This is a genomic window from Desmonostoc muscorum LEGE 12446, assembly GCF_015207005.2.
GTDB classification, from domain to species: domain Bacteria; phylum Cyanobacteriota; class Cyanobacteriia; order Cyanobacteriales; family Nostocaceae; genus Nostoc; species Nostoc muscorum.
Genome location: NZ_JADEXS020000001.1, coordinates 5,727,349 through 5,745,057, shown reverse-complemented (window position 1 = coordinate 5,745,057; position 17,709 = coordinate 5,727,349). Strand labels below are relative to the sequence as shown.

19 protein-coding genes are annotated in these 17,709 nt (G+C 41.7%); 15 read left to right on the top strand and 4 right to left on the bottom strand.

The genetic code is table 11. From position 1 onward, the window contains the following. Window positions 1-550 precede the first annotated feature (550 nt). The 8 genes from IQ276_RS24440 to IQ276_RS24405 all read left to right on the top strand — a co-directional run bounded on the left by IQ276_RS24440 (window position 551) and on the right by IQ276_RS24405 (window position 8,349). Entirely contained in the window at window positions 551-859 is a 309-nt protein-coding gene (locus tag IQ276_RS24440; protein ID WP_015209255.1) for a carbon dioxide-concentrating mechanism protein CcmK, read from the top strand. Window positions 860-948: 89 nt separating this feature from the next. Beyond that, a complete protein-coding gene (locus IQ276_RS24435) occupies window positions 949-1,293 on the top strand; it encodes a carbon dioxide-concentrating mechanism protein CcmK (RefSeq protein ID WP_010995041.1) in 345 nt (114 codons plus the stop codon). A gap of 6 nt (window positions 1,294-1,299) precedes the next feature. Next, on the top strand, window positions 1,300-1,602 hold the full coding sequence (gene ccmL / locus IQ276_RS24430) for a beta-carboxysome shell vertex protein CcmL (protein WP_190876118.1): 303 nt from the start codon (window positions 1,300-1,302) through the stop codon (window positions 1,600-1,602). A 137-nt stretch (window positions 1,603-1,739) separates the two neighbouring features. Continuing rightward, window positions 1,740-3,407 (top strand): beta-carboxysome scaffolding protein CcmM, encoded by a 1,668-nt coding sequence (ccmM, locus tag IQ276_RS24425; RefSeq protein ID WP_193919633.1) that lies wholly within the window; start codon window positions 1,740-1,742, stop codon window positions 3,405-3,407. A 241-nt stretch (window positions 3,408-3,648) separates the two neighbouring features. Next, the gene (gene ccmN / locus IQ276_RS24420; protein WP_193919635.1) at window positions 3,649-4,407 is read left to right on the top strand and encodes a beta-carboxysome scaffolding protein CcmN; all 759 of its coding nucleotides are present in this window, start codon (window positions 3,649-3,651) and stop codon (window positions 4,405-4,407) included. Window positions 4,408-4,463: 56 nt separating this feature from the next. Continuing rightward, the gene (gene ccmO, locus IQ276_RS24415) at window positions 4,464-5,252 is read left to right on the top strand and encodes a beta-carboxysome assembly protein CcmO (protein WP_190876115.1); all 789 of its coding nucleotides are present in this window, start codon (window positions 4,464-4,466) and stop codon (window positions 5,250-5,252) included. Window positions 5,253-5,513: 261 nt separating this feature from the next. Further along, complete coding sequence (locus IQ276_RS24410; protein WP_190876114.1) at window positions 5,514-6,455, top strand: LysR family transcriptional regulator; 942 nt, start codon at window positions 5,514-5,516, stop codon at window positions 6,453-6,455. Between the two features lie 265 nt (window positions 6,456-6,720). After that, the gene (locus IQ276_RS24405) at window positions 6,721-8,349 is read left to right on the top strand and encodes a mucoidy inhibitor MuiA family protein (RefSeq protein ID WP_193916656.1); all 1,629 of its coding nucleotides are present in this window, start codon (window positions 6,721-6,723) and stop codon (window positions 8,347-8,349) included. Between the two features lie 93 nt (window positions 8,350-8,442). On the opposite strand, the gene IQ276_RS24400 is transcribed toward IQ276_RS24405, so the two are convergent. Together IQ276_RS24400 and IQ276_RS24395 are read right to left on the bottom strand one after the other, a co-directional pair. Further along, complete coding sequence (locus IQ276_RS24400) at window positions 8,443-9,498, bottom strand: hypothetical protein (protein ID WP_228043029.1); 1,056 nt, start codon at window positions 9,496-9,498, stop codon at window positions 8,443-8,445. Then, entirely contained in the window at window positions 9,482-10,762 is a 1,281-nt protein-coding gene (locus IQ276_RS24395; RefSeq protein WP_228043028.1) for a hypothetical protein, read from the bottom strand. The genes IQ276_RS24400 and IQ276_RS24395 overlap by 17 nt, the downstream gene beginning before the upstream one ends. 122 nt (window positions 10,763-10,884) lie before the next feature. Here IQ276_RS24395 and IQ276_RS24390 point away from each other — a divergent pair, with 122 nt between their 5' ends. Beyond that, window positions 10,885-11,562: a Uma2 family endonuclease gene (locus IQ276_RS24390; RefSeq protein WP_190876112.1), complete on the top strand. Its 678-nt coding sequence runs from the start codon at window positions 10,885-10,887 to the stop codon at window positions 11,560-11,562. A gap of 179 nt (window positions 11,563-11,741) precedes the next feature. Here the strand turns inward: IQ276_RS24390 and IQ276_RS24385 are convergent, their stop codons facing one another. Then, complete coding sequence (locus IQ276_RS24385; protein ID WP_193916654.1) at window positions 11,742-11,942, bottom strand: hypothetical protein; 201 nt, start codon at window positions 11,940-11,942, stop codon at window positions 11,742-11,744. A 214-nt stretch (window positions 11,943-12,156) separates the two neighbouring features. Between IQ276_RS24385 and mnmE the strand changes: the two genes are divergently transcribed. From mnmE to IQ276_RS24360, 5 genes are all read left to right on the top strand, one after another. Further along, entirely contained in the window at window positions 12,157-13,551 is a 1,395-nt protein-coding gene (mnmE, locus tag IQ276_RS24380; RefSeq protein WP_193916652.1) for a tRNA uridine-5-carboxymethylaminomethyl(34) synthesis GTPase MnmE, read from the top strand. A gap of 95 nt (window positions 13,552-13,646) precedes the next feature. Then, window positions 13,647-14,150, top strand: coding sequence for a GNAT family N-acetyltransferase (locus IQ276_RS24375; protein ID WP_193916650.1), 504 nt, complete (start codon window positions 13,647-13,649; stop codon window positions 14,148-14,150). Between the two features lie 156 nt (window positions 14,151-14,306). Beyond that, complete coding sequence (locus IQ276_RS24370; protein WP_193916648.1) at window positions 14,307-14,723, top strand: XisH family protein; 417 nt, start codon at window positions 14,307-14,309, stop codon at window positions 14,721-14,723. Continuing rightward, window positions 14,711-15,040 carry a XisI protein gene (locus IQ276_RS24365; protein ID WP_193916646.1) on the top strand — a complete coding sequence of 110 codons (330 nt, stop codon included), beginning with the start codon at window positions 14,711-14,713 and terminating at the stop codon, window positions 15,038-15,040. The genes IQ276_RS24370 and IQ276_RS24365 overlap by 13 nt, the downstream gene beginning before the upstream one ends. A 103-nt stretch (window positions 15,041-15,143) precedes the next feature. After that, window positions 15,144-15,473, top strand: a complete 330-nt coding sequence (locus IQ276_RS24360) for a hypothetical protein (protein ID WP_193916644.1) — start codon at window positions 15,144-15,146, stop codon at window positions 15,471-15,473. A gap of 40 nt (window positions 15,474-15,513) precedes the next feature. Here IQ276_RS24360 and IQ276_RS24355 read toward each other — a convergent pair whose 3' ends face one another. After that, on the bottom strand, window positions 15,514-16,410 hold the full coding sequence (locus IQ276_RS24355) for an alpha/beta hydrolase (protein ID WP_193916642.1): 897 nt from the start codon (window positions 16,408-16,410) through the stop codon (window positions 15,514-15,516). Window positions 16,411-16,760: 350 nt separating this feature from the next. Between IQ276_RS24355 and IQ276_RS24350 the strand changes: the two genes are divergently transcribed. After that, window positions 16,761-17,705 (top strand): lysophospholipid acyltransferase family protein, encoded by a 945-nt coding sequence (locus IQ276_RS24350; RefSeq protein WP_193916640.1) that lies wholly within the window; start codon window positions 16,761-16,763, stop codon window positions 17,703-17,705. Window positions 17,706-17,709: the final 4 nt, after the last annotated feature.

The window sequence follows — 17,709 nt, the reverse complement described above, 5'->3', positions numbered from 1 at the left end:
CAACTAAAACTTCGGAGTATTTATACTTAACTTTCCCCTATTAAACTTCAGTAAAATATAACTTCATATAATCAAAAGCATTTACTTGCCTTAACATCATCGACCTTTTTACATTTGTATTTCTACTTTGACCAAAGTACTTTATACGATATATTTGAAAAAATTATATCTTTTTTACCTAGTCCTTGTAGATGTAGCAAAAAGGCAGGAAAGATAGATACAGCAAAGCATACAGCAACTGTTCGCTCCTTCCCACATCGAATTAGCCTTGGCTATGAATCTCGTTTTCTAAATGTCATAAAGAAATTATAAAGCATAAGTGGCTGCTCTAGGAATCCGTGAACTTTAATTGCTCATCGGCATAGATAAATTTATGTTAAGTTTTTTAAAACTTTTTTATCATAAACTATTATAGTGATTTATATTGCCAGGGACGCCAAGCTTTCCTATGCTTAAATTGGAAGTGTTTTCTTAGCTCTAAGATCAAGCCCTCCCCGTCAAAAATTTCAAGTAACAGTACTGATCGGATTAATTTTGTAGGAGTTCTGCGATGCCAATTGCAGTTGGAATGATTGAAACGAAGGGCTTTCCAGCAGTGGTGGAAGCTGCTGATGCGATGGTAAAAGCCGCCCGTGTCACTTTAGTAGGATATGAAAAAATTGGTAGCGCTCGCGTCACCGTGATAGTTAGGGGAGATGTATCGGAAGTCCAAGCTTCCGTAGCCGCTGGGGTAGAAGCGGCCAGAAGAGTTAATGGTGGTGAAGTGTTATCCACACACATTATTGCTCGTCCTCACGAAAACCTGGAGTACGTTTTGCCGATACGTTACACAGAAGCTGTGGAACAGTTCCGTACCTAAAAGCCGTTTAAATAAAGTAATTAACGCTTTTTAGTTTTTTGAGCATCATTTGTGTCCAAGGCTAAAACTTTAAAAAGGGATTAAAACTAATGTCGATCGCAGTAGGAATGGTTGAAACGCTAGGCTTTCCAGCGGTAGTGGAAGCTGCTGACGCGATGGTGAAAGCAGCCCGCGTAACTCTGGTGGGTTATGAAAAAATCGGTAGTGGTCGCGTAACAGTAATTGTGCGGGGAGACGTATCGGAAGTTCAAGCTTCCGTGGCCGCAGGAGTTGAATCTGTGAAGCGAGTCAACGGCGGACAAGTACTGTCTACTCACATCATTGCCCGTCCTCACGAAAACTTAGAATATGTTCTACCAATTCGTTATACGGAAGACGTAGAGCAATTCCGGGAAAATGTCAACGCAATTCGTCCTTTTGGTAGAAGACCGTAATTCCTAATGCAAGTTGCCAAAGTTCGCGGCACAGTAGTTAGCACCCAAAAAGACCCAAGTCTTAGAGGTGTAAAACTACTGTTGTTACAATTGGTAGATGAAGACGGAAATATCCTGCCACAGTACGAAGTAGCAGCAGATATCGTGGGAGCAGGAGTAGATGAGTGGGTACTGGTAACTCGTGGCAGTGCTGCTCGTCAAATTAGTGGCAATGAACAGCGTCCATTAGATGCAGCAGTGGTGGCAATTATAGACACCATTCACGTTGAAGATCGCCTAATTTACAGCAAAAAAGATCAGTATAGGTAGTCAACACTTAGAGAAGTTAGGAGTTAAGAGTGAGGAGCGAGGAGTGAGGAGTGAGGAGTTTTAACTCATAATTCATAACTCATAATTCATAACTCATAACTCATAACTCATAACTTAATTTCAGGAGGAATCTTGCGATGGTAGTCCGCAGCACGGCGGCACCCCCAACCCCGTGGTCAAGGAATTTAGCTGAACCCGAAATCCATGAAACTGCCTTTGTACATACATTCTCCAATTTGATTGGAGATGTACGCATAGGTGCAAATGTAATCGTTGCTCCGGGGACCACGATTAGAGCGGATGAAGGCACACCCTTTTATCTTGGTGAAAATACTAATGTCCAAGATGGCGTTGTGATTCATGGGTTGGAGCAAGGTCGAGTAGTTGGCGACGACAATGAAAAATACTCGGTGTGGATAGGCAAAAATGCTTGTATTACCCACATGGCTCTAATTCACGGACCAGCTTATGTAGGCGACAATTCCTTCATAGGCTTTCGCTCTACAGTGTTTAATGCCAGGGTAGGTGCAGGTTGCATCGTGATGATGCACGCTTTGATTCAAGACGTAGAAATTCCCGCAGGTAAATATATACCTTCCGGAGCGATAATTACCAGCCAGCAGCAAGCTGACCGCTTGCCAGACGTGCAAGATCAGGATAAGGAATTCGCTCATCATGTGGTTGGGATTAATCAGGCCTTACGAGCTGGTTATCTTTGTGCTGCGGATAGCAAGTGTATAAAGCCCATTCGGGATGAAATTGCTAAATCTTATACAGGTAATGGTATTACTGTTTTAGAGTTGGAAAGGAGTAGTGACGTGTCGAGTAATAGCTTGGGTGCAGAAACAATAGAGCAGTTGCGCTATTTATTACAGCAAGGGTATAAAATTGGCACGGAGCATGTAGACCAAAGACGATTCCGGACGGGATCTTGGACTAGTTGCCAGCCAATTGAACCGAAATCTTTAGGTGAAGCGATCGCTGCTTTGGAAAGCTGTGTGAGAGACCACAGCGGCGAATATATCCGGCTGTTTGGTATTGATAAAGGTAGACGCCGGGTTTTAGAAACCATCATTCAACGTCCCGATGGTGAAGTGAAACCAACCACTAGCTTTAAAGCTCCTGCTAGTAGTTCTAGCAATGGCAGCTACAGCAGCAATAATGGCAATAGTAACGGCTCTAGCAGCGGCAAAATTAATAACGAAACCGTAGATCAAATCCGGCAACTTTTAGCTGGTGGTTATAAAATTGGCACGGAACACGTAGATGAGCGCCGCTTCCGGACTGGTTCCTGGAGTAGTTGCAAGCCAATTGAAGCAACTTCCGCAAACGCCGTGATTTCCGCTGTGGAAGAGTGTATAGACAACCATCAAGGCGAATATGTGCGTCTAATTGGTATTGACACCAAAGCCAAGCGGCGGGTGTTGGAAAGCATCATTCAACGTCCCAATGGTCAAGTAGCTCCCTCTGGTGGTAGTCAGAAATCATCATTTACTAGCAGCAGTGGATCTTCGGCAACGGCAACGGCAACAGCTACCAGTACTCGTTTAACTTCTGAAGTCGTAGACCAGCTAAGACAATTGTTGGCTGGAGGATATAAAATTAGCGTCGAACACGTAGACCAGCGACGTTTCCGTACAGGTTCCTGGACTAGTACCGGTCAAATTCAAGCCTCCTCAGAAAGAGAAGCGATCGCCGCCGTAGAAGGACACCTTGGCCAATTCCAAGGAGAATATGTACGCTTGATTGGTATTGAGCCGAAAGCCAAGCGTCGGGTATTGGAAACGATTATTCAACGTCCTTAAGGGGTTAGGAGTTACGAGTTAGGAGTTAGGAGTTAGGAGTTGGGAGTTGGGAGTTAGGAGTTGGGAGTTAGGAGTTAGGAGTTAGGAGTTGAAAAAGATTGTTAATTCATAACTCCAAACTTGAAATTTATAACTCCTCACTTTTAACTAATTCCACATTCCTCACTTTTAACTAACTCCTCACTCTTCACTTCTAACTCCTAACTCTCTAATTTCTTCTGGCTTCTGAGGTTAAATTTCCATGTCTGTGCCGCCACTGCGCCTCAGCAATAATTTTGATACTTACATAAGTGGTGAGGTGACTGTTCATCCAAGCGCGGTACTCGCACCTGGGGTAATACTCCAAGCAGCTGTAAACAGCAACATCGTCATTGGCCCGGGGGTCTGTATTGGCATGGGAGCTATTCTCCAAGTCCATGAAGGAACCTTAGAGGTAGAAGCAGGGGCAAACCTGGGAGCGGGTTTTTTGATGGTTGGCAAGGGCAAAATTGGAGCAAATGCTTGCATTGGTTCAGCAACAACAGTTTTTAATTGTTCAGTCGAACCCGGACAAGTAGTTCCACCTGGTTCGATTTTGGGAGACACAAGTCGGCAAATTAGTCAAACAAAAGAACTCAATTCATCCCCAGAGAACCCACCTGCTACAAGTGCAGAAGAAAAAAATGGCTTAGGGGAAGGTGAAGAAAAGGTCATTTCCTCAACTAACTTCTCCGCTTCGGCTTTTGTAGAGTTAAAAGGGCGATCAATTTCTTTCTTTAAATCCTCCGCCACTGGTGAAAGCCAGTCTCCTCCACCGTCCAAGCCTGTCAATGATGCTGAAACCAATTTGCAACCAGCCCCCGAAGAGTCTACAGAATATAACTCAGACCCCAATCAGCCAGCCACAGAATCCCCTAATAGCTTCGGGACTCAAATTTATGGGCAAGGCAGTATACACAGACTATTGACCACATTGTTTCCCCATAGACAATCATTGAACGACCCAAACTCTGACGATTAGTCCGAGTAAGTGTTAATTGTAAGTTGTCAGGCTTTTCCGTTTCTTGGAAAATTCACATGGAAACATTTAATCAACGGTCTATGAGTACCATGCATTCATCGAGTCGTTTCGACGATCTCAAAGATACTGCTTTGGGCTTAGTTTCTACTCTCAGTTTCCCCGCAATAGTTGGGACAGCGGATATGATGCTCAAATCTGCTGGAGTTCACCTAGTTGGCTACGAAAAGATTGGTAGTGGTCATTGTACCGCCATCGTCCGGGGTGGAATCGCTGATGTACGTCTTGCCGTAGAATCAGGCGTCCAAACCGCTGAACAATTTGGTCAGTTGGTTTCTAGCTTAGTGATTCCCCGGCCTTATCCCAACTTAGATATAGTGCTTCCCATCACAGCCCGTTTCACTAAATTGATGGAAGAAGGCAGTTACAGCCGTTTGAGTAATCAAGCAATTGGTTTGGTAGAAACGCGAGGTTTTCCAGCAATGGTGGGTGCCTGTGATGCCATGCTCAAAGCTGCTGATGTCCATTTGGCAGCTTATGAGAAAATTGGTGCGGGTTTGTGTACAGCGATTATTCGTGGTTCTGTAGCCAATGTTGCTGTAGCAGTGGAAGCTGGGATGTTTGAGGCAGAACGCATTGGAGAATTAAATGCAGTGATGGTGATTCCTCGACCCCTAGACGAAATGGAACAAACATTGCCATTAGCAAGTTGCTGGATAGAACAAAACCAACCATTAAGCTTGCCAGTGAATATCAAGGAGCAAGTTGCTGAAATCGAAATGTTAAGATTACCAGATTTAACTAAATTGCCGACGAAAGTTACAGAAGAATTATGGAATGATGAATGATGAACAATGAATTATGAATTGTCAAAAATTCATATTCAGTATTCAACATTCATCGTCAACTAGAAGGCATCTTACGCTTTTCTTATTGTTCTGATAATAGCTTCTTCAATTCAGAAATAAAATATTTTTCTTCTAATAGCGATAATAGAGTTTTATCTATAATGAATAAAACTCGTAAATTTCTCTAAGCATCGCTATATGATTTGCAACTGTTCAGTAATACTAGATATATATGAATCGCTATTTACAGGAGAACTACCCTTGAATCAAGCGACGCTGCACCAGTTAAAAGTGTTCGAGGCAGCGGCACGGCACAGTAGCTTTACTCGTGCTGCTGAGGAATTGTTTCTTACCCAACCTACCGTTTCCATGCAGATTAAGCAACTGACAAAATCGGTAGGGTTGCCATTATTTGAGCAGGTGGGGAAGCGGTTATATTTGACGGAGGCAGGAAGGGAATTATTTGCCACTTGTCGGCAGATTTTTGATAACATAGCCCAATTTGAAATGAAGGTGGCAGATTTAAAAGGGCTAAAACAAGGACAATTAAAGCTGGCAGTGATTACAACAGCTAAATATTTTATCCCACGTTTGTTAGGGCAGTTTTGCGAACTTTATCCAGGGATTGATATCTCCTTACAAGTAACCAATCACGAACAAATTTTGGAACGGATGGCTCATAATTTGGACGACTTATATATTATGAGCCAAATTCCAGAGAATATGGATATCACTTGCCAACCATTTTTAGAAAATCCTTTGATAGTCTTTGCACCACTTAATCATCCTTTATCCCAAGAAAAAAATATTCCGATACACCGCTTGTCTGAAGAACCTTTTATTATGCGGGAACCAGGTTCAGGAACCCGTCGTGCTGTGCAAAGCTTATTTGAGGAACAAGGGGTAAAGGTAAAAGTCAAACTGGAATTGGGAAGTAACGAAGCAATTAAACAAGCGATTGTAGGTGGTTTAGGAATTTCTGTTTTATCTCGTCATACCTTACTATTAGACGCGTCACAGTTCAGCATTTTAGATGTCCAACACTTCCCCATTCACCGAAATTGGTACATGGTTTACCCATCTGGGAAACAGCTATCTATCGTCGCTCGTGCTTACTATGATTATCTACTAGCTGCGGCGAAAAACATTGTAGAGCAAAATGCTACTTATAGCTATAGTACCGTTGAAACAACTCAGAGATAAATATTGGGCATTGGGAGTGAGGAGTAGAGACGCGATGAATCGCGTCTGTACAAGAGTTAAGAGTTATTCTCCCTCATCTCCCCGTCGGTGAGTTTCGACTACGCTCAACTACCGCAAAGCCAAACCGCATCTCCCTCATCCCCCTCATCCCCCACTCCCCAATGCCCCATTACCAGATTTTTGATTCCCTAAAGGGGTTGACTCCCAGACCGGGAAACATTAACAATTAACCAGCAGAAGCATTAAAAATGGGGGAAAACTGGCAGTGGTTAACCCGGAAATACAGTCTTGGCGCAAAACAGTACCAAGCGAGATTGTAGCTGTTACAGTCTACGCTGATAGAGCATTGGTTACACGACGAGGTGTAGTTTCGTTAACAGGAATTGAACACGAATTAGTAATTACCCCAGTACCCATGACTCTAGAAACTGAGTCTGTGAGGGTTAGCGGTACGGGTACGGTAGGGGTGCGGTTGCTGGGAGTGAGTAGCGATCGCATTTACACGACTGAACCTGTGGCAGAACGTGTAGCACATTTGACAAGGCAAATTGAGCAACTAGAGGCAGACAAACGCCATCTGCAAGCCCAAGTCGATGCTTTGGCGTTGCAATCTAGTTTTATCGAAGGCTTACGTGAAAAAACAGAAGAACCTTTTTCCCAGAGTTTATCGCGGAAAAATCTTAGTTTGAGCGAAATTTTGGATTTTTTGAACTTTTTGGGAAGCCAGTATAGTGAATATGCGATCGCATCTGGAGAATGCTTTACCCAACAGCAGGAATTAGACAGACAACTGCAAGCACTCCACGCCTCATTGCAAAAAATCCAAACACCCCATCCCCAAGAAAGTTTGAGCTTAGTTGTAGCAGTTGAAGTCTCAGGTGAAGGCGAGTTTGAGCTAGAGGTATCATACTTGGTGAATCGCGCCAGTTGGACTCCGTTATATGACTTGCGTTTTAGCACTACGAGCGATATCGTGCATTTGAGTTACCTGGCAGAAATTACTCAAAGCAGCGGCGAAGATTGGATTGGTGCAAGTCTCACCCTTTCTACTGCAAAACCCGGATTAGGCACTCTTCCGCCCAAAGTTGAACCTTGGTATATTGATACCCTACGTCCACAAATAGCGCGACAACGACGAGCTAGATTTGCTGCACAGCCACCGCTGCTGCCTAGCATAGCAGCTCCAGCTGGTGAAGGAAATTGGCAAGAAGAAGACGAAGTTGCACAGGATAGTCTCATCGCAGCAGAAATTGTTCCAGCAGAACTATCTAAAGAAGGAAGTGTAGTTACTTTTAAATTAAATGGTGGCGGTAATATTCCCAGTGATGGCGCACCGCATAAAACAACAATTTTTAATGACGATTATCCTTGTAACTTTGATTATGTGGCAATGCCGCGCTTGGTAAGTTTTGCTTATCTGCAAGCGAATGTAAAAAATAGTCCCAACGGTGCGACTTTGTTAGCAGGAAAAGCGAATATTTTCCGCAACAATGTTTTCATCGGTGCCACTGGGTTAGACAATATTGCACCAGGGCAAGAATTTAAACTGAATTTAGGGATTGATGAAGGTTTAAAAATTGAGCGTGAATTAGTTGAACGTCTTGTAGACAAAAGATTAATTAGCAACCAGCGCCGAATTACTTATAGTTATCGGTTGATAATTACTAACTTACTCGATAAACAAGCAAATCTCAAAGTAACTGAACAGTTACCAGTTAGCCGCAACGAACAAATTAAAGTGCGTCTGATTCGCGCAAACCCGCAAATTCAACTTGGTGAAATGGGGATTTTAGAATGGGAGTTAACTATTTTACCACAGGATCGGCGAGAGATATATTATCAGTTTAATGTTGAACATCCACCGGAGTTAATGGTGGTTGGGTTGGATATTTAGAATCCAGATTTTAAAATTTTATCGCAACACTAAGTCAGTGATAGGTGATGTGTGGTCAGCCATATTAAAATTAATTTTTATCAATATCAACTTTCAATTAGCGGCAGTAATTGAAAAGTTGACTTGCCATTTTAGCTTAGACCTATCACCTTGTAAATATTCAGAAATAGCTGCCGCCACATCAGGAGAGCGATTAAGTGGTACAACATAATCGAACACCCTTGTCATCACCTTCAGAGTTTCAGATGTCCATTCACCATCCACTACAAGAACTGCAAGCAATTCCTTATTCTTGCCTTTCCAGTTAATGGCTGAAAACATTTTATCTTTTGCATAAAGGGAGGCATGTCTGGAAGATGACTTTCTCACTTCTATAAAAGCTTTTGGCAATTTTTCATCTGGAATAACAAAGTCGGCTCGAAAGTTATAGACAACACCCTCAAGATAGTTATATTCAGATTCTAATTTGTAGGGAACGTTAGCATCATCAAGAGCCTTAGCAACAATATTTTCAAGGAGTACTCTACCTACTAAATCACGAACAATACCCTCAAGAGTTGGTTCAATACTCTGTAAAATTTGTTGGCGAGTCATAGCCTGACCAGGTTTTCGCTTATTCAAAATTTCAGCTAGTTTTTTAGCTGCTGGTTGTGAAATAACATTATCAGATACATTGCCAATTTGTTTTTTTAATGCAGCTTTACTTGTAATATTGGCAAGGCGCTGAAGAATCGGAAGCATATAAGAATTAGATTGAATATAGTTAGCATCAAACTCTTCAAGTCCTTTTGTATTTGCATAGAGTTCATTTAAAAGATTTTCTACTCTGTTTCGCAGTTGAATGTACACACCTTTTGTAATTGCTGACTCTACGTCAAAAGGGACTGCTTGCATCCGAAAAAGTTCTTGCACAACCTCCTGTGGACTAGCTTCTGTTGGGTCGAGTGAACTGTCAAGACCACTAAGAATAATTAGTTTTTGTTCAAAAATTACGATCTGGTCTGCTTGAATATTTGCGAAGCCGCTAGTCTGCTTACTAAGTTCTAAGTAAATTTGAACATATAGTGTCATTGCTTCCCTAGCAATTTGGTAAAGCGTATTATTATTAGCTACTTCTGCTGAACTCTCAGCATCAAATTCGTCTTGCATGTATATGAAATTCCCCAAGAGGTTTGTTGATACCTTGCCGTTTTTCTAAAACCCAGCGACTCCCTCGTGTCCGCAGAGTTTCGATTTTTAAAATCTCAAATCCAATCTCCTCCATTAGCTGAGATAGTAACTTTTCAGTTTGGATATGAACTCCGTAAAGTGCTGCATCTGCTACAATAATATGAACGTGGCTTTGAGGTCGCAAAACACGTTTTAATTCTTGAAAGACTCGCTGCATTTGTCCAAAGTAAGGATATACCAGCAGGTAATAATCTTTCTTCCCATTTTTCAGTTGTCTTTGTTGCTTAAGCTGATTAACTAATGGCTGTAGTGAAGCTTGAAGATTTGTTGATATAGCTTCTAAAAATATATTTTGATTCTGCTTGAGGTCAGTTGGAGCAGTTGTAGTATTAACAATTAATCGGCGACGCACTCGTTCTGTAATCTCACGCCATGACCCAGCATAACGCCAAAAATAAAGTTGCATCCTTGTCATTTCAGCAAAATCAAAATTGTTGAGATAAGGCGGTGAGGTGATGCATAGAGAACAGCTTTCATCTTCCAGAGTATTCATTGCTTCGGAACTCATAAAATGCAATTTTGCTCTTGGCTTAAACCTGTTATCTAACAATGTAATATCATCTCTAATATCATCACAAACTTTTTGGAGAGCAATTTGATACGGTGTCGATTTCTTCTGAGTAGTAGGAGCTTTATAAATTCCATCTGTTTGGGAACCAGATGTGAGTTCAAGTATGCGAGAAACAATGAGACGATAAAGCGGACGTTCAGTAGGTTCAATTTGATTTTCAAGCAAAAGAACCGATGCTAAAAGCCGCAACTCTTGTTCTGGGACAAGTTTGACTAAAAAAAGCGCTGCATCTGTTGTCCAAATTTCTGCAATATCGCTAGTGTATGGTTCAATAAATTTACAGATTTTTTCGATAGCATCTACTTGCTGAATGCAGGTAGGGGGGAATATTTTTGCAAGGGAAATGTCGTAGAAAAAAGGGTGAGCTTCAAAACCAACAGAGCATATACCCTGAAAGTTTCCCTGTACGAGGGAGGTAGACAAACCTGAAAATGGATCAATAAGTATTTCATCTGCTTTTAAGCCAGATTCTTGAATGCAGAAATTCACAAACTCCGGAGAAAAACCAGCTATAAAGTTGAACCATCTGTGTATCGGATGACGATTTGTTGTCAGATTGGTTGGGAGTTTTTCTTTGGAAGGTTCATATTCAAAAAGTCTGAGTTGTCTCATTGATTCATGTTTATATTCCTACAGGAATACTTTATAATACCTGACATATCTAATAATAAGTTGCTAAGCGTCTATCCTTCTAACTGCTACGCTAGACTTATAGCACTAAGACACTTTCTACCATGTCTGTCGTCGAAAATTTAGCAACCCCAGAAGATGTTATATTTCCCCCAGGGGATTTATATAGTGACGAACCGCCTTTGGAAACTGACTTACATCGGCTACAAATGACACTGCTGATTCAATGTTTGGAGTGGTTGTGGCGAAATCGCAACGATTTCTATGCATCGGGTAATCTCACCATCTACTACAGTCCACGCCAACTCAAATCAGAAAACTTCCGAGGCCCAGATTTTTTTGTAGTGCAGGGGACTGAACGCAAACCTCGTAAAAGCTGGGTTGTCTGGGAAGAAGATGGCAAGTATCCCAACCTCATTGTAGAACTGCTATCAGATTCCACGGCAGCAACTGATAAAGGCTTGAAAAAACAAATTTACCAAGATATATTTCGTACACCAGAATATTTTTGGTTTGATCCCAATAATTTAGAATTCGCTGGGTTTGTTTTGCTAGCTGGTAAGTATCAACCGTTGGAACCTAATCCTCAAGGTTGGTTGTGGAGTCAGCAATTAGAGTTATATTTGGGGATTGATAAAGAAAAATTACGATTTTTTACGCCTGAAGGACAACTAATTCCAGCACCAGAAGAAGTTGCACGACAGGCGGAACTGGAAAAGCAACGTAGCGATCGCCTTGCAGCAAAACTGCGAGAATTAAATATAGATCCAGATAGTATTTAACGGTGGCAATTTTAGATTTTAGATTTTAGATTTTAGATTAAAAATCATTTTGTTACATACTTCGCCCCTAGTTTGTGGAACAAATCGTTGCATCAAAAATTTAAAATCCTCAATCCCTTAGAGTAATATATTTCAATCCAAAATCCGCAATCCAAAATCCAAAATTGATTAGCCCAGTGCTACGGATCTTCAGGAAAAACCCATTTTGGCGGTTCCGTCATTTTTTTCCGCAGACGTTCTTCAGCCATTTCCAACATTTTGTCTAAAGAAGTCTCTTCAACAAATTTGGCAGCTGCTTCTCTAAACTCAAGATTGGGGCATTTATCCCCTAAAACGCAGCCGTTAACACAGGCTACAGCACAGTTAATTTTTTGCTCCACAGTAAATTCCTCTCTTTTAAAGTTATGAGTTATAATCTCAACTCCTAACTTCTTAACTTTCAAACATTAGCTTCCAGATAAATTTTACCTTGCCAGTTGCCATCCCAACGGTCTAAATACTTACCATTTAGGAAGTTATGAGTTAGGAGTGAGGAGTTATGAGTTATGATTTTTACTCCTAACTCCTAACTCCTCACTCTCATATAAAACGCTCATGTCCGAACTCTTTGCCACTACTGGAACTATAGCCGCGATCGCCACTGCTGTTGTCCCCCAACAGGGTAGCGTTGGTATTGTGCGGGTATCCGGTGACCAAGCAATGTCCATCGCCCAAACTCTGTTTCACACACCAGGGCGACAAGTTTGGCAAACTCACCGGATTCTCTACGGTTATATTCGCCATCCCCAAACACAACAACTGGTGGATGAAGCTTTGTTGCTAATCATGAAAGCACCACGTTCTTACACCCGTGAAGATGTGGTGGAATTCCATTGCCACGGGGGAATTATGGCAGTGCAGCAGGTGTTACAACTGTGTTTGGAAACTGGTGCAAGATTAGCCCAACCGGGAGAATTTACCCTCCGTGCCTTTTTGAATGGGCGATTGGATTTAACTCAGGCTGAAGGCATTGCTGATTTGGTGGGTGCTAAATCGCCCCAAGCTGCCCAAACTGCCTTAGCTGGTTTACAGGGAAAATTAGCTCAGCCGATCCGGCAGTTACGCGCTAACTGTTTGGATATTTTGGCAGAAATCGAAGCTCGAATTGATTTTGAGGAAGACCTTCCTCCGCTGGATGATAAAGTAATCATATCAGAAATTGAGAAAATTGCCGCAGAAATTTCTCGGTTATTGGCAACCAAAGATAAAGGTGAGTTGCTACGCACTGGTTTAAAAGTGGCAATTGTCGGGCGTCCGAATGTGGGTAAGTCGAGTTTATTGAATGCTTGGAGCCGGAGCGATCGCGCCATCGTCACAGACTTACCAGGCACAACCCGCGATGTGGTGGAATCCCAGCTAGTTGTGGGCGGAATTCCCGTGCAAGTGCTAGATACTGCGGGGATTCGGGAAACAACAGACCAAGTAGAAAAAATTGGCGTCGAGCGATCGCGCCGTGCGGCAAATGCAGCTGATTTAGTCTTGCTCACCATTGACGCCGCTGCTGGGTGGACAGAAGGCGATGAAGAAATTTACCAACAAGTGCAACATCGTCCTTTAATTCTAGTAATTAACAAAATCGACTTAGTAGAACAAACCCAAAGAAAAACTCTTCAATCTAAAATCCAAAATCCAAAATCCAAAATTCTCACAGCCGCTTCCCAAAATCAAGGGATTGATGCTTTAGAAACAGCTATTTTAGAGATAATTCAAACTGGCAAAGTTAAAGCTGCTGATATGGATTTAGCCATTAACCAAAGGCAAGCAGCAGCTTTAACTCAAGCTAAAATTTCCTTGGAACAGGTACAAGCAACTATTGAGCAGCAGTTACCTCTTGATTTTTGGACAATTGACTTACGGGGTGCAATTCAAGCACTAGGAGAAATTACTGGAGAAGAAGTTACGGAATCGATTTTAGATAGAATTTTTAGTAAGTTTTGTATTGGTAAGTAAATTGCATATTGGTTGCAGCTAAATGCAACCCAACATTTATACTAATGTTTGTCAAATTTTACTGCCGTTCAATTACATCTACAATTAATAACTAAATGTACATCTCAATTCGCCAAGCAACCATACAAGATACCTTTATAGTCTCGGATATTTTGTTAGAAGCAGCTTTGTGGCTCCAGCAGCGTGGTATACCTCTGTGGCGTGATAGTGAAGTTTCACCAGAAAATATATCTGAAGATGTTGCTAATGGATTGTTTTTCATTGCTGAGTGGGCAGGTGAACCAGCTGGTACAATCAAGTTTCAGCTAGAAGATTTTCTTTTCTGGCCGGACATTTCTCAACAAGAGTCAGCATTCGTACATCGCCTTGCAGTTCGACGATTTTATTCTGGCGGTAAAGTCTCTTCAGCGTTACTCACTTGGGCTATTGAACACGCGCAAACACTTGGTAAACTTTACTTACGTTTGGATTGCGATGCTTCGCGTCCACGCCTGAGAGCAGTATATGAAAGCTTTGGTTTCCGCTATCACAGCGACAGACAAGTTGGTGATTTTTTGGTCTCTCGCTACGAATATGAAATACCTCCACAAGTGGGCTAACAAAGATAGACAGCGGAAAATTTTCCTACTGGGATATACTAGGTTACCCTGCTACAATATTTAGTCTAAAAGTACCAAAACAAACTGCTGATTTTAGTAGAGCTTTTCTAGTTGCTGCCAACAAAAACTGCCAGTGAATATATTTATAATCATCTTATGTCAGCTAAAGACATTTTTCACAATGCTGTTCGTTCAGCTTTAGAAAAAGATAATTGGACAATTACCCATGACCCTCTATCGATTAAAGTTGATGAAATAGAGTTTTATGTAGACTTGGGAGCAGAAAGAATTTTAGCTGCTCAAAAAGCTGGTCAAAAAATCGCAGTTGAGATTAAGTCTTTCATTGGTGCATCAGAAATTAGTGATTTTTATGTAGCTCTTGGTCAGACGCTCACGTACCGTTCAGCATTACGCAAAAAGCATCCTGATAGAGTTTTATACTTGGCAATTTCTGAAGATATTTATCAAGATTTTTTTGTTCGACCGTTTATTCAAGAGATAATTGCTGAACATAGGCTCAAGCTTCTAATTTTTGAACCAATTAAAAAAGAGGTTTTACTATGGAAGGAATAAACTACCGTGAATTAGTACAGAGAATCCTCAAAGGTCATTCAATTCACCATTCAAATGATGATACAGAAATACAGCTAATTTTTGATACAGACCGCGACCATTACCAAGTTATTCATTTGGGATGGGAAGAACTGAGGCGGGTATATGGTTGCATCATCCATGTTGATATTAAAGATGGCAAAATTTGGATTCAGCGAGATGGAACGGAGGTTGGAGTAGCTAATGAATTAGTAACTGCTGGAGTACCAAAACAAGATATTGTTTTAGGTTTTCACGCTCCCTACAAACGGAAGTTTACTGAGTTTGCAGCAGGGTAGGTAAAATAGTTTCTCATTGACGACATACACACACTAGACTCTCAAAATAAATAGTGCGTTACGCTGGTGCTAATGAAACCCACGTTATTTGTAATCAAAGCCTATGAAGTTTTTTGTTCCAGCAGCCAAGGATGATGTGAAAGCTGAACAGGTGTATAACGCTCTTGCTCAGTCTCTACAAGCACCCATAACCGAAAAGCGTATTTGGAAATTACAGTGGTGTGACAATGAAACTAATATGGAATGCGAGGTGGGTAAACCTTTACCATCGCCTTACCAAACAGGAAAAGAGCTAGTTTTGGCAATCTTTGAGTGTGAAAACCTTTATAAAATTTGTACTCTTACCCGTGGAGGAGTTAAGGGAGAACCTATCTTGGCTGTGAAAAACTCTCAATCCTCTGCAACATATTTTTCAGATAATTTAAATAACTGACTCTACTGTTTACCAGTAATCAAGTGTCATGTACTCCAAGCTAAGAACCAGGAAACTCTGACTTAGCGCTTTCTCCTCCCAGTGCTGTCTGACATGGTAAATGTCGCTCCAACCAATTTTCTAAATCAGCCAGTACTTCTTGATAATTCAGGTCATTTTGAAGCTCGTGATAAGCACCTGGATACTCGATTCTCAGTTTATCCGGGCAACTCACCCGCTGACAAAAAATTTTCCCTCCTTCAGGTAGAGTTACTCGGTCTGCTCCACCGTGGAGAATCAACAATGGTAATTGCCAATCAGCAACGTGGGCATTAACCCAATCAACAGTAGTCAGGAATTCTGTAGCTAAACGGGCGCTGGCTCTAGTATGGCGCAAGGAATCTTGGGCGTAGGCTGCTAAAATTTTCTCGTCCCGCGAAGCAGCAGAAACATCAAGCCCGGTATTCAAGGTGAAACGCGGCCAGACTCGTGAGAGCAGTTTTCCTATGAGTAACCGAATTTTTGACACCCCAACTTTTCCGAGAGCCGGTGCTAAGGTAATTACACCTTGTAATGCAGATGCTTCCTGGGGATAACGCAGAGTATAATCTAAGACAATTACTGAGCCTAAGCTATGACCTAAAAGAAAAATTGGGCTTCCTGGCTGTTGGGTTTTAATGAACTCTAAAAAAGCTCGCAGGTCTTCACGAAACTCACTCCAACTATTAATGTGACCTTGCTGACCTGGTGAACGTCCATGACCGCGCAAATCAAAACTGTAGACAGCGTATTCCTTGGGTATTAAATGCTGAGTTACGTTATCGTAGCGATCGCTATGCGCCCCCAATCCATGTACGATCGCTAATATCGCCTTCACCTTCCCCTCTGGATACCAACTTTGGTAATACAGTTCTAGTTTCCCAACACCTTGAAATGTACCTTCTTTATGGTGGCTCATCAGATTAATTTGTTACGCTTTTTCCCAATTAAGTAATAGTTTATCAAGGTATATTGTAAAGAAAATCGCTTCCAGCTTTCGGAAGAATTACTATCTTCAACGGGACTTACTGAACAAGATGACACTAGTACCGCAAGGTGTAATTCGTAATTCGTAATTCGTAATTCGTAATTCGTAATTCGTAATTACCTGTTGATAAGGGTTTGAGACATTTCAAATGGTTGGTTTATTTACGTCGTGCTGTAGTAGCTTGATTTTTTAGAGATTCTGCTAGGATGAAAACAGACAAAACCGCCATCCGTTTATCGATGCGGTGAATCCAAAATCCAAAATTTAAAATCCAAAATCTTTTGACATCGAGTCATCAGCAAGAAAATAATACCCAATCAGAAACTTTACCACCCCTGACTGATGCTACCATTGAGCGGGTAAAAGAGGGTGTAGCCGCGGCTGGCGATCGCGCTGTTCGCCAAATCATTGAGGAAACTCTGAATCATCTTGACGCCATTAATCAAGAGAATTCTGAACCTAGAGCTAATCCTGGGCTGCGTCGGTTTATAATGCGATCGCTCATGCATACTCTTTTCCAAGTCCAGGTCGAAAACGGTGAAAGAATACCTCAGCAACCAGCAATTTTAGCAGTTAACCATCTCCACCATATCGATCCATTACTTTTGTTAGCGGAACTTCCCACCCAACCTTATTACTATATTCTGGGGGATGCTCGTACTCTTTATAATAAGTGGTGGAAGCGCTTCATCCTGGGTTTTGCAGGAGGTGTAATTCCTTTAAAACGGGTGTGGAAAGAAGAAGTAGCTGTGATGAGAGCGGCTAAAGCAGGAAGAGAAGATTTAGTTGAGCTAGCCGCAGCAATTGAACAAACAGTACCCACAGGCGAAGATATACAGACATTGCGACAGATAGACCGAATTATTTTATCAATTTTGGCTCGTGGCGATGGGATGATTCTGTTTCCCGAAGGACGATTGGGAACTGCTGAAGCTCAGTTGCATCTGCCGTTAAAGCGTGGGACTATAATTTATGCCTTGCGTGGTGGCGTACCGATTATTCCAGTTGCACTGATTGGAACTCATGACCTTTATTTGAGAAAAAAGTTAACTATACGGGTGGGTGAACCGTTACACTTTCCCTCAACAACCAGGCCAAAGCGACAGGAAGTAGATGTAGCTTTGGAAACTCTAGAGAAAGCAATGCTTTCTCTGTTACCAACTAATTATCAGGAACCAACAGGATTAAAACTGTTACATTATTTTCTCAATCACATGTTGTGGTGAAAAA